Origin of the sequence: Nocardia takedensis NBRC 100417, assembly GCF_000308695.1 — a bacterium.
In the GTDB taxonomy this organism is placed as follows: domain Bacteria; phylum Actinomycetota; class Actinomycetes; order Mycobacteriales; family Mycobacteriaceae; genus Nocardia; species Nocardia takedensis.
In genome coordinates this window covers 36637-48690 of the sequence record NZ_BAGG01000105.1, presented here as the reverse complement: position 1 = coordinate 48690, position 12054 = coordinate 36637, and the positions used below count along the sequence as shown (strand labels likewise).

Sequence of the window (12054 nt, the reverse complement as noted above, 5' to 3'; positions counted from 1 at the left end):
TCCGCCGGAGAACGTCATCGAGGACGAGACCATGAACATGAGTCGCACCGTGGTCGAGAACGCGGGCGAACCGGGCGTGCAGGACGTCACCTTCGCGGTCACCATGGTCAACGGCGAGGAGGTCGGGCGCGAGGCCGTCGGCCACACCGTCACCACGCCGGCCCAGCCCAGGACCGTCCGCAAGGGCGCCAAACCGGGCACCGAGGTCCCCGAGGTTCGCGACGGCCACATCTGGGACGCGCTGGCCCGCTGCGAATCCACCGGCAACTGGGCGATCAACACCGGCAACGGCTACTACGGCGGCATCCAGTTCGACCAGAGCACCTGGGAGCGGCAGGGCGGCCTGCGCTACGCGCCGCGCGCGGATCTGGCCACCCGCGAGGAGCAGATCGCGATCGCCGAGGTCACCCGCGCCCGACAGGGCTGGGGCGCCTGGCCCGCGTGCACCGGCCGCCTCGGACTGGGCTGAGCCGGTCCCTTGGTAGGTTCTTCGGGTGTCCGAACCCGATAACTCCGCCAGAGGCGGCGCCGCGCTGCTGGGGCCCGCCGAGGTCAGGACCTTGGCCGAGCGGTTCGGCATCCGCCCCACCAAACAACTGGGGCAGAACTTCGTGCACGACGCGAACACCGTGCGGCGGATCGTCGCCGCGGCCGAGGTCGGTCGCGCCGACACCGTCCTGGAAGTCGGTCCCGGGCTCGGCTCGCTGACCTTGGCCCTGCTCGACGTGGTCGACTCGGTGGTCGCGGTGGAGATCGATCCCGTGCTGGCCCGCCACCTTCCGGTCACCGTCGCCGATCGCGCGCCCGCGCTGGCCGACAGGTTGCACGTGGTCGAGGCCGACGCGTTGCGGGTGGCGGTGGGCGATCTGCCCGTCGCGCCGACCGCGTTGGTGGCGAATCTGCCCTACAACGTGGCGGTTCCGGTGCTGCTGCACCTGTTGGCCGAGATCCCGAGTCTGCGCACCGCGCTGGTGATGGTGCAGGCCGAGGTCGCCGACCGGTTGGCCGCCGAACCCGGGAGCCGGGTCTACGGGGTGCCGAGTGTGAAGGCGGGTTTCTTCGGGTCGGTGCGGCGCGCGGGCGCGGTCGGCACGCAGGTCTTCTGGCCGGTGCCGCGCGTGGATTCCGGTCTGGTGCGGGTGGATCGGTTCGCGGACGCGCCGTGGCCGTTGGACGACGCGCACCGCCGCCGTGTCTTCGCGGTGGTGGACGCGGCGTTCGCGCAGCGCCGCAAGACGCTGCGGGCGGCGCTGGCCGGATGGGCCGGTTCGCCGGTCGAGGCCGAGCGTCGACTGGTCGCGGCGGGCATCGATCCGACCGCGCGCGGCGAGACGCTCGACACCGCGGCGTTCGTGCGATTGGCCGAACAGGACTGACGGGCAGGGGATTTGCCCCGTCGGGTCGCCCGGCCTTAGGATGGGCGACCGGTGCCGATCGGTTGCCGTCCACGGGGCGGGGGTACGGATATCCGCAATACCGGACCGATCGGTTTGTGTTGGGGGACAACACCATCAGGCGCTGTGGACAACCGCACGCCGGTATCCCCATGCCTCGGGACGTACTGTGGATAACTCACTTTTCCCATGTGCGTCGCCGATCCGACGGCGGACCCGCCGCGATGCCGGAGCCGACCTCGGCGCTGTCGTGCTTGGCGGCGGTGAAAACCCAGGTGGGGGCATGATTCTCGGATCAGGCCCGCGCCGATTCGTCCTGTCCGCTCACGGATGACCGCCGCCGCTGTGATGGCCGCCACCGGGTGTGGATGAACCTGTGAGTTCTTCGGCCGAACGCGCGTCCACGGTGAACTCCGCGGTGCGCACCACGCCGCCGTGCGCGAAGTCCAGGTAGAGCCGATAGGCGCCCGCGCTCGGGGCCTGCGCGTGGAAGACGACTTCCGGCCCGCGTGTGCCGTCGGTTTGCGGATGGACGTGCAGGTAGGCGAGGTCCGCGGCGCGCAGCGCCACCAAGTGCGCGTTGGCGCCGAGATACGGCTCGAGGTCGGTCACCGGCGCGCCCGCCCGTGTGACGGTGAACCGCAGTTCGCCGCCTGCCGTGGTGAGTTCGCCTTGTCGCGTCACGGTGTAGCCGTCGACGGTCGCGGTCGGCGCGGCGGGCGGCAGTGTTCGCGTCCCGGCCTCGCCCGCGACCACGACGGTGTCACTGAGCACCAGATCGCCCGGGGAGTCCGGGGTTTCGGGCGCGAAGTCCGCGAAGACGCGATAGGTGCCCGGCGCGTTCCATTTCCAGTCCACCGACCACAGGCCCGCGGCGTCCATCACCGGATGGGCGTGGCGGTATTCGGCGGTGTCGGTGCGCACCACGATGAGGTGCAACTTCTTCTCGTGCCGCGTGGCGAACCGCGTCAGCGGCGCGCCGTCGGGTGCGGTGACGCGGAAGCGCAGTGGTCCGGCCTGGTCCGGCGTGGCGGGCGCGGTGAGATCGACGAGTCGATAACCCGAGGCGGCCTCCGACAATCCGTGCGCGTCTCCCGTCGCGGGAGACGTGCCGTCCGGATCGCCGACGAACGCGCCGATGCCGAGCACCACCGCGAACACCGCCACCAGCACCCCGCCCGCCACGACGAACCCGGGCCGGACCGCCATCAGCGCGCGACCTCGTAACCGGCTTCGTCCACGGCGGCCACGATGTCCGCCTCGGCGACCGGGTCGGTGCTGTCGACGCGGACCGCGCCGCTGGCGAGGTCGACGTCCACGGCGGTGACGCCCTCGATCGCGCCGATCTCCTTGCGCACCGCGCTGACGCAGTGTCCGCAGGTCATGCCCTTGACGGTGTAGGTGGTGGTGGCCATCGCCGACTCCTTCGCTCGCGGTCGATCATACGGTCCCGGGGTATCGGGACCTCTGTCAGGTTACCCCTGGGGGGTATGTGGCGCAACCGTCCGTACGCGGCTTCGTTGCCGAATCGCGCCCGACGGGTGAACGGCTCGTCACGCGGGCGGCGGGTGTCGTACCCAGCGGTTAGGCTTGAGCATCGTGTTGTCAGTAGTGCCAAGCCCCGTCGTCGTGCGCGCGCCGTCCAAGGTGAACCTCCACCTCGGAGTCGGTGACCTGCGGGCCGACGGCTACCACGATCTGACCACGGTCTTCCAGGCGTTGTCGCTGAGCGACGACGTCCGCATCGCGCCCGCCGCCGCCCTCAGCGTACGGGTCACCGGCGAGGGCGCGGCCGAGGTGCCCACCGACCGCGCCAACCTGGTGTGGCAGGCCGCGGTGCGTCTGGCCCACGTCGCCGGGCGCGCGCCCCTGGTCGAAATCGCCATCACCAAGGGCATTCCGGTGGCGGGGGGTATGGCGGGCGGCAGCGCCGATGCCGCCGCCGCGCTGGTCGGGCTCAACGAACTCTGGGACATCGGCCTGAGCCGCGACGAGTTGTCCACCATCGCCGCCGAACTCGGCAGCGACGTCCCCTTCGCGCTGCACGGCGGCACCGCGCTGGGCACCGGGCGCGGAGAACGGCTGCTGCCCGTCCTGTCCCGCAACACTTTTCACTGGGTGCTCGCGCTGGCCAAGGGCGGGCTGTCCACCCCGGCGGTCTTCGCCGAACTGGACAGGCTGCGCGAGAACGGCGAACCACCGCGACTGGACGAACCGCAGAAACTCATGCAGGCCCTGGCCTCCGGCGATCCGGCCCAACTCGCCCCCCTGCTCGGCAACGACATGCAGGCCGCCGCGCTCTCGCTCAAACCGGAATTGCGCCGCACCCTGCGCGCGGGCGTCACCGCGGGCGCGCTCACCGGCCTGGTCTCCGGGTCCGGGCCCACCTGCGCGTTCCTGTGCGAGAGCGAGGAATCGGCGATCGCCGTCGCCGCCGAACTGGCCGGCGCCGGGGTGGCCCGCAGCGTCCGCACGGCCAGCGGCCCGGTGCCCGGCGCGCGCGTTCTGGGGGCGGAGACGCCGGGCAAGCGCTGATCCCTCGGCGCTTACATGGATCGGGGGAGCGATCTCCGCGCAGTAGCGGGGGCGGGTCGTAGCCGTATCGGGTGAGCAGCGGGCGGGATCGGCGCGAAAGACCCGAGCCCAGGGGCGATAGGCTTGACCGGGCACGAACCGCGCCGCCCGCGCGACCTGCTGCCTGCGCGACCTTCGGAAGGATCCATGTCCAACCTGATCAACCTCGAACAGGTCTCCAAGAGCTTCGGGATCACACCGCTCCTCGACAGTGTGTCGCTCGGCGTGCACGCCGGGGAGCGCATCGGCGTGGTCGGCCTCAACGGCGGCGGCAAGACCACCCTGCTCGAGGTCCTGACCGGGCTCGAGCAGCCCGACGCGGGGCGGGTCAGTCGGGTCGGCGGGCTGCGGATGGCGGTGGTCACCCAGCGCGGCGTCCTGCCCGAGGGCGCGACGGTCGGTTCGGTGGTGCTGGCCGGTCTGGCCGACGATCAGATGACCGAGGATCTCGCCGAGCACGAATGGGCCGCCGATCCGCGCATCCGCTCGGTGATCGAAGGCATCGGCATCGAGGGCCTCGGCCTGGACACCAAGGTCGACAACCTCTCCGGCGGTGAGCGCCGCCGGGTCGCGCTGGCCGCCGCCCTGGTGCGCGACCTGGACCTGCTGGTCCTCGACGAGCCCACCAACCACCTCGACGTCGAGGGCGTGCAGTGGCTTGCCCAGCATCTGCTGGGCAGGCGCAGCGCGCTGGTGGTCGTCACCCACGACCGCTGGTTCCTCGATACCGTGGCTACCAATACGTGGGAGGTGGTCGGCGGGAAGGTCGAGAGCTACGAGGGCGGCTACGGCGACTGGATCTTCGCCAGGGCCGAGCGCGCCCGCCAGGCGGATGCCTCCGAGGCGCGCCGCGCCAATCTCGCGCGCAAGGAACTGGCCTGGCTGCGCCGCGGCGCGAAGGCCAGGACTTCCAAGCCCCGCTACCGCGTGGAGGCCGCCGAGGCGTTGATCGCCGACGTGCCGCCCCCGCGTGACAGCGTCTCGCTGGCCGCCTTCGCCCGCAAACGGCTGGGTCGGGTGGTGATCGAACTCGAGGACGTCACCCTGACCACCCCCGACGGCCGCGAACTGGTGCGCGACCTGACCTGGCGGCTCGCGCCGGGCGAACGGGTCGGCTTGGTCGGGGTGAACGGGTCCGGCAAGACCACGCTGCTGCGCGCGCTGGCCGGTGACGGCGATCTCGCCGCGGGCAAGCGGGTCCAGGGTCAGACCGTCCAGATCGGCTGGCTGCGGCAGGAACTCGACGATCTGCCCACCGAGATGCGCGTGCTCGAGGCCGTGCAGCAGGTGGCGCAGCGGATCATGCTCGGCGACAAGGAGATCTCGGCCGGTCAGCTGGCCGAACGCCTCGGCTTCACGCCCGCGCGGCAGCGCACCCCGGTGGGGGACTTGTCCGGCGGCGAGCGCCGTCGTCTCCAGTTGACGCGCATCCTGATGGCCGAGCCGAACGTCCTGCTGCTCGACGAGCCCACCAACGATCTCGACATCGACACCCTCCAGCAGTTGGAGGACCTGCTCGACAACTGGGCGGGCACCCTGGTCGTCATCAGCCACGACCGGTACCTGGTCGAGCGCATCGCCGACTCCACCTGGGCGCTGTTCGGCGACGGCAAACTCACCAACCTGCCCGGCGGCATCGACGAGTACCTGACCAAGCGGGCCGCCGCGCAGCAGACACAGGCCCGTTCCGCAGTCGCGCCCGCCGAGACCCGCACCGGCGATTCGGCGGCCTACCGCGCGGCGCGCAAGGAACTGGCCAAACTCGAACGCGCCATCGCCAAGTTCGATGAACGCGAGGCGAAACTGCACGCGGCGCTGGCCGAGGCCGCCACCGAACCGGACCGGCTGGTCACGCTCGGGGCCGAGCTCAAGCAGGTGCGGGCCGAGAAGGAGACGGCCGAGGAACGCTGGCTGGAACTGGCCGACGAGTCCTGAGTCAGCTGGTGCCGGAGGCGCGTCCGTCCGAGACCACCACCGGCAGGCAGGTCTGCACGAAATCCGCGCCGAAGCCGGTCAGCACGATGCTGCGGTAGTGGACCTTGGTGCCGAAGCCGGACCGCTTGAGCACTTCGCGCACCGGTGATTGCGCTTCGAGCAGTTGGTAGCGGTGCGGATTGCCGACCGGTTCCTTCGCGAACTCGATCAGCCCGAGGCGACGCAGATTCGGCAGGTACTGCTGGATGCGGTTGGGGAAGCGCAGGCCGGCGTGTTCGCCGATCAGATTGATCCCCGACATGACCTTCTCGGCCCCGAGGCCGCGCGGGCGCCCCGCGCGGATGTCGATGGCGGGCTGGGGGCCGTCCAGGTGCAGGAAGCGCAGGATGCGGGCTTCGTCGGGGGTCAGGTCGGCCAGCATCCGCGCGAAGGCCGGATGGATCTCCTGGGCCTCGCCGTGCGGGTTGGCCGACAGTCTCAGCAGCGCCGCGCCCTGTTCGCGCAGTGTCGGCACGCCCGCCAGGGTGTCGGGGGTGTCCTGCGGCGGCAGGCCCAACGCGCGCCGCAGCGCCGAGCGGAACTCGGCTTCGGCCTCGGCCAGCACCTCGCGCGGCGGGTTGCCCGCGATACTGCCGCGCACCACCGTCGCGCCCAGACCGAGCGCGGTGTCCACGCTCCAACTGGTGACCGCGCCCGCCGCCGTCACCGCGACCTTGGCGACGCCGGTGGCCGCGCGCACGGTGTCCAGGGGGCTCGGCCGCGTCGGGCGGCGCTTGGGGCGAACAGCGACCGCGTCGGTGTTCGCCCTGCTCAGCTGGGTTGTGGCGGGTGGGTCCACCCGCGCTGTCCGGTCGGCCGCCGAGGTCTCGACGGCCTCGGTATCGTCGCCGCCGTCCGCGTCCGTCACAGCCATGTCGTCGCCACTCCCGTTCCGAAAATCAGAATGTGAGCGTATCCGGCGAACAGCCCCAGCACGCCGCCATGGAGAAAAAGAAGCCATTCGTCCTGTTTGATGGCCGCGCGGAGCATGTCCACGAAGTCGTTGGGTGACAGGGCAGCCATCTGCTTGGCGATGTAGTCGTTGATCTGCTTGCCCTGGCGGACGTTGAACTCGGGGTCGGCGAAGGCGATGGGGGCGATCGACATGGCCTCGGTGGTCAGCGTGGACTGCAACGAGTCGTACTCGCGACTGCCCAGCACGAACTTCACCGCCGAGCGGGCCGGGCCGAGCGCGCGGTCGGCCGCCGGACGCAGGGTGTCCTCGAGCATCTGCATGGTCCGGTCCGAGCGCGGGCCGTTGAGCAGTTCGTCGCCGATGTTGGCGACCGTGATCACTTGGCTCGACACCAGTTCGGCGTAGCCCGCGGTGATCTCGTCCTGGCGCTTGATGAGCAGGCCCTGCCGCCACGGGCACCACCACTTCGGGTAGGCGGGGGCGAAGATCATGTTCAGGCCGACCCAGTTGACCACCCAACCGATGATCACACCGCCGACCGGCAACACCACCAGGCTCGACCACCCGGTCAGGTGCAGCACGGCGACCAGCACCACACCGCACGGCGCGCCGAAGTAGAAGCCGAAGTTCTGCATGAACCGCAACTCCTTCGCGCCGAGCACCTGGAACAGCGTATTGAGCAGGTGCGGGCGGGCCTGGAAGTACCGGATCACCATTTGTTTGACGTCTATCAGTTGGTCGATATTCGCGCCGAGTTCATGGGTGAGTTCCAGAAGAATGTCCGGGAGTTGCTGGCGGACGCGGGCGTGCACCATCTCGCGCACCTGGGTCGGCAGGTTGTACCAGAGTTGTGGATGTTCCCGCCGCAGGATTTCCTCGACGATGTCGCGGATCTGGGTGTCGGCGATCGAGGTCAGATGTTCGGCGAGTTTGTCCGGCTCCAACTCCCGATAGAAGTCCGCGACGCTGCCGAGCTTGGCCAGACCTTTGTCCACGGCGATGCTCGCCATTTTGTCGGCCCGTGACGGAACGATGCCCTGCCAGCCGATACGTCCGTCGTAGCTGAGCAACGGCAGGATCTGAATTCGTTTGGGCAGGAACGGGAAAAGGGCGCGGAGACCGGGCAGCCGGATACCGTGGAAGGCGATCGGCTTGAACAGCATGAGGATGCCTGTCCAGTTGGTGATGTAACCGATCACGCCTGTGAAAAGCGGAATTGTCAGAAGCTCCAGGAGGATCGTCGGGTGGATTCCGAAAAGACTCTCCAGCACCACGTCCTCCTACCGATCCCACCGGTGATCGCCGCCTCACCGGCAACCCAAACTAGCACCCCGTAGCGGGCTGGACCCCATTGTGAGCCGACGAGTCGTGTCGCCTCCGAGTGCCGCGGGACACGATCGGCCGCCGGAGATATCGGTCACAGTGGATGTCCGGAATGTCGCGTCGCACGGTCGGCCCGGAGACAATGACGACCGTCACAGACCGGCGGCGACGAGATCGGCAGCGCGCCCGGCGGCCCGGGGAACGCGAGGTTCGGCGTACCTGGAAGGCTGGCGGACCATAATCTGTGGACAACTCGTTCACTGCAATACATCGGAGTAGACGTGACAGACGACAGGGCCGGGCAGGACCTCACCCGAGCCGGTTCCCGCTCCGTGGAGCGCGGCTCGGATGTCGAGCAGCGCCAGATCAGCAACGAGGCCAGGCTGATCCGCGGCGTGTTCCGTGCGGCCGGACTCGCGGCGGGCACCGCCGTGCGCGGCGGCCAGTGGGCGGTCAACACCTCCTACGAGGTGACCAGGGAGATCGCCCAAGCCGCCCTGGACGGCGAATCCTCCGCCGACATCGCCGAACGCACCGGCAACGCCCTGCGCTCGATCGCGCGCAGCGCGCTGGGCGTCACCGAGGGATCGGTGCGCGAGATCGTCAGCTACGTGCCGACCCAGACCAACGGCTCCGGCCTCACCGGCACACCGCCGCAACACCAGCAATTGGCCATCGGCCCGAACCTGCGCTCGGCCACCACCCAGGAACTGCGCCGCCGCGGCGACGCGCTGCTGGCCCGCTCCGCCGACGTCTACTTCACCGAGGACGTCCACCCCGCCTACGACCGCATCCTCGACGAACTCGCCCCCGACGAAGCCCGCATCCTGCGCTTCATGGCCCTCAACGGTCCGCAGCCCTCGGTGGACGTGCGCACCAACCGCCCGCTGGGCATCGGATCCGAACTCGTACAGGGCGATCTGACCTCGGTCCCGGAACAGGCGGGGGTGCGCTACCCCGACCGCGCCCGCCCCTACCTGATCAACCTCAACCGCCTCGGCCTGACCCTCACCTCCGACGATCCGGTGGTGCTGAGCCGCTACATGGTCCTCGAGGTGCAACCGGTGGTCGAGGCCGCGCTGAAGAAAGCCGGACGCGCCCCCAAGATCGTGCGCAAGAGCCTGCGACTGACCGAATTCGGCGAGGATTTCTGCCGCACCTGCTTCACCATCGGCTCCTGACCACGCGACCCGCCGGGGTTATAGCGATCTGATACAGATCTGGCGCATTCGTGTAGTACGGCGGTCCCGGGTGGGATCGTGAGTAGATGGACCAGGGCAGCGACGGGCCGGACAGCGGCGACCCGGACGTGCACGCCACCGACCGGCCGTACGGCGACCCGGCCCGCAACGGCGCGGCACTCGACACCGACGCGGCCGCCGAGCCCCCGAGCGCGGCGCGGCACGAAACGCCCGCGCGGAGCGAAGCCGCGGCTGAATCCGCGGCCGACCACGGAGCGGCGGCCGAACACGACACAGCGGATCACGACGCGGTGGCCGAGCACGATGCGGCGGACCATGACGCGACGGCGGACCGCGATGCGGCGACCCGGCGCGACGCCGTCGACGGAGACGGTGCCGTCGACGAACCCGACCCGGCCGACGAGCAGTCACGCGAGGGAGCGTCCGCCTATCGAGAGACCGTCGCCGAACGCACCCGTTCGGCCGCCCCGCGACCGCGCCTGGACGACGTCGCCGCCATCGCGCGGCTCAAGTTCCGCTACCTGCGTTCCCTGGACACCAAATCCTGGGACGAGTTCGCGGACACGATGATTCCCGACGCCACCGCCACCTACAGCGAATATCTCCAGTTCGAGTCGCGTGACGCGTTCCTGGCGTTCATGCGCAACACCCTCGGTCCGCACGTCATCACCGAACATCGCTGCGACCACCCGGAGATCGACGTCGACGGTGACACCGCCGTCGGCACCTGGTATCTCGCCGACACCGTGCTGATCCCCGAACACAACATGCTGCTGCGCGGCGCGGCCTTCTACAGCGATCGGTACGCGCGCTGCGAGGACGGGAACTGGCGTATCGCGCACACCGGTTACGAGCGCACCTACGAGGTGGTGATCTCGCTCAGCGACCTGCCCAGCCTGCGGCTGACCTCTAGCCGTTGGGGGTTGATCGCCCGCGAGGACGGCATCGCCCCGGTCGAGGTCGACCCGGGCACCGCCCCCGTGCGCCGCGAACCGGAATAGTCAGTCGGCGGTCGCGACCAACGGCTCCAACGTCAGTGACGGATATTCCTTCTCGATGTACTGCAAACGCCACTTGTCACTGAACAGCGCCAGGATCGCGCCGTCGCTGCGGGTGAACACCTCCACCCCGCGCTGGCGGTCCAGTTCGGGAGCGGATTCGGCGTCGGTGCGGCGGGCCAGGGTGTAGCCGAGGAAATCCATCTTCGTCTCGACGTTGAACTCGGCCATCATCCGCGCCGTGACCACCTCGAACTGCATCGGGCCGACCGCGGCCAGCACCGGCGAGGCGTCGCCGCGGGCGTCGTTGCGCAGCACCTGCACCACGCCCTCGGAGTCGAGTTGGTCGATGGCCTTGCGGAACTGCTTGTACTTGCCCGCGCTCTCGGCGCGCAGCGCGGCGAAATGCTCCGGCGCGAACGACGGGATCGGCGGGAACTCCACCTTCTTGTCCACGTACAAGGTGTGTCCGGGGGCCAGCGCCGTCGCGTTCACCAAGCCGACCACGTCACCCGGGTAGGCGGTGTCGACGGTGGTGCGTTCGCGGCCGAACACCGTCAACGCGTACTTGGTCGCGAACGGCCGCCCGGTCTGGGCGTGGGTGACGACCATGCCGCGCTCGAATTCGCCCGACACGATCCGCATGAACGCCAACCGGTCGCGGTGCGCGGCGTCCATCCCGGCCTGCACCTTGAACACGACCGCGCTGAACGGCGCGGACGTCTCGCGGGGTGCGCCCGCCACATCGGCGCGCGCGGCGGGCGGCGGGGCCAGCGACACCAACGTCTCCAGCAGTTGCCGCACGCCGAAGTTCAACATCGCCGAGGCGTAGATGACCGGCGAGGTCTGCCCCGCCAGGAACAGCTCCTGGTCGTGGTCCTGGCCGGTGGCCGAGAGCAGTTCGGACTCCTCGGCCGCCGTCGACCACGCCTCGCCCTCGCGGGCCTCGGCCTGTTCGGCGGTCAACGACTCCTCCGGCGCGATCGTCGCCCCGCCGGCCGTGCGGGTGAAATGGATGTACTCGGTGGCCGCGCCGTCCGCGCCGCGCCGCAGCAGACCGCGGAAATCGCCCGCGATGCCGACCGGCAGGAACAGCGGCGTCGGCGTCAGGCCGATCCGCTCGCTGATCTCGTCGAGCAACTCCAGCGGAGCCCGGCCCGGCCGGTCCCACTTGTTGACCACGGTGATCACCGGGATGCCGCGATGGCGGCACACCTGGAACAGTTTCAGCGTCTGCGGCTCGAGACCTTTCGCCGCGTCGATCAACATGACCGCCGCGTCGACCGCCGTCAGCACGCGGTAGGTGTCCTCGGAGAAATCGGAGTGGCCGGGGGTGTCGACCAGGTTGATGACGTTGTCGACCTCCGAGCCCGCCGCCCGGTAGTTGAACTGCAACGCGGTGGAACTGACCGAGATGCCCCTGGCCTTCTCCATCTCCATCCAGTCCGACACCGTCGACTTGCGTCCGGCCTTGCCGTGGATCGCGCCCGCCTCCGAGATCATCCTGGCGTGCAGCGCCAGCGCCTCGGTCAGCGTCGACTTGCCCGCGTCGGGGTGCGAGATCACGGCGAACGTGCGCCGCCGCGCGGTCTCGGCGGCCAGCCCGCGCGGAGTGGGAGCGACGACATCCTCAGGGGCGGTCACGGGGAACAACCTTTCACAGACGACCTGCT

11 protein-coding genes are annotated in these 12054 nt (G+C 69.9%); 6 read left to right on the top strand and 5 right to left on the bottom strand.

The window, feature by feature from the left end:
- On the top strand, positions 1-469 hold a 469-nt coding region (locus ON30_RS22705), incomplete at its 5' end, for a resuscitation-promoting factor (protein ID WP_040709944.1).
- A 25-nt stretch (positions 470-494) separates the two neighbouring features.
- A complete protein-coding gene (gene rsmA / locus ON30_RS22700; RefSeq protein ID WP_040709943.1) occupies positions 495-1376 on the top strand; it encodes a 16S rRNA (adenine(1518)-N(6)/adenine(1519)-N(6))-dimethyltransferase RsmA in 882 nt (293 codons plus the stop codon).
- 342 nt (positions 1377-1718) lie between these two features.
- Here rsmA and ON30_RS22695 read toward each other — a convergent pair whose 3' ends face one another.
- Positions 1719-2603 carry a DUF8832 domain-containing protein gene (locus ON30_RS22695; RefSeq protein ID WP_040709942.1) on the bottom strand — a complete coding sequence of 295 codons (885 nt, stop codon included), beginning with the start codon at positions 2601-2603 and terminating at the stop codon, positions 1719-1721.
- The gene (locus ON30_RS22690; RefSeq protein WP_040709940.1) at positions 2603-2809 is read right to left on the bottom strand and encodes a heavy-metal-associated domain-containing protein; all 207 of its coding nucleotides are present in this window, start codon (positions 2807-2809) and stop codon (positions 2603-2605) included. Before ON30_RS22690 ends, ON30_RS22695 begins: the two co-directional genes overlap by 1 nt.
- Positions 2810-2993: 184 nt before the next feature.
- Between ON30_RS22690 and ON30_RS22685 the strand changes: the two genes are divergently transcribed.
- Entirely contained in the window at positions 2994-3929 is a 936-nt protein-coding gene (locus ON30_RS22685; RefSeq protein WP_040709959.1) for a 4-(cytidine 5'-diphospho)-2-C-methyl-D-erythritol kinase, read from the top strand.
- Between the two features lie 186 nt (positions 3930-4115).
- Entirely contained in the window at positions 4116-5903 is a 1788-nt protein-coding gene (locus ON30_RS22680; RefSeq protein WP_040709938.1) for an ABC-F family ATP-binding cassette domain-containing protein, read from the top strand.
- A 1-nt stretch (position 5904) separates the two neighbouring features.
- On the opposite strand, the gene ON30_RS36305 is transcribed toward ON30_RS22680, so the two are convergent.
- Both ON30_RS36305 and ON30_RS22670 read right to left on the bottom strand, forming a co-directional pair.
- Complete coding sequence (locus ON30_RS36305) at positions 5905-6816, bottom strand: Abi-alpha family protein (protein WP_083911604.1); 912 nt, start codon at positions 6814-6816, stop codon at positions 5905-5907.
- Positions 6807-8057, bottom strand: a complete 1251-nt coding sequence (locus tag ON30_RS22670; protein WP_245554168.1) for a hypothetical protein — start codon at positions 8055-8057, stop codon at positions 6807-6809. Before ON30_RS22670 ends, ON30_RS36305 begins: the two co-directional genes overlap by 10 nt.
- A gap of 405 nt (positions 8058-8462) precedes the next feature.
- Here ON30_RS22670 and ON30_RS41210 point away from each other — a divergent pair, with 405 nt between their 5' ends.
- Entirely contained in the window at positions 8463-9362 is a 900-nt protein-coding gene (locus ON30_RS41210) for an Abi-alpha family protein (protein WP_083911603.1), read from the top strand.
- 500 nt (positions 9363-9862) lie between these two features.
- Positions 9863-10384, top strand: coding sequence for a nuclear transport factor 2 family protein (locus ON30_RS22660; RefSeq protein WP_040709954.1), 522 nt, complete (start codon positions 9863-9865; stop codon positions 10382-10384).
- On the opposite strand, the gene ON30_RS22655 is transcribed toward ON30_RS22660, so the two are convergent.
- A complete protein-coding gene (locus ON30_RS22655; RefSeq protein ID WP_040709934.1) occupies positions 10385-12025 on the bottom strand; it encodes a peptide chain release factor 3 in 1641 nt (546 codons plus the stop codon). It abuts the gene before it with no gap.
- Positions 12026-12054 lie beyond the last annotated feature (29 nt).

Bases quoted from the DNA above. Each gene is read 5' to 3' on its own strand.
- ON30_RS22695 (WP_040709942.1), bottom strand. From the start codon at position 2,603: ATGGCGGTCCGGCCCGGGTTCGTCGTGGCGGGCGGGGTGCTGGTGGCG.
- ON30_RS22690 (WP_040709940.1), bottom strand. From the start codon at position 2,809: ATGGCCACCACCACCTACACCGTCAAGGGCATGACCTGCGGACACTGC.
- ON30_RS22680 (WP_040709938.1), top strand. From the start codon at position 4,116: ATGTCCAACCTGATCAACCTCGAACAGGTCTCCAAGAGCTTCGGGATC.
- ON30_RS36305 (WP_083911604.1), bottom strand. From the start codon at position 6,816: ATGGCTGTGACGGACGCGGACGGCGGCGACGATACCGAGGCCGTCGAG.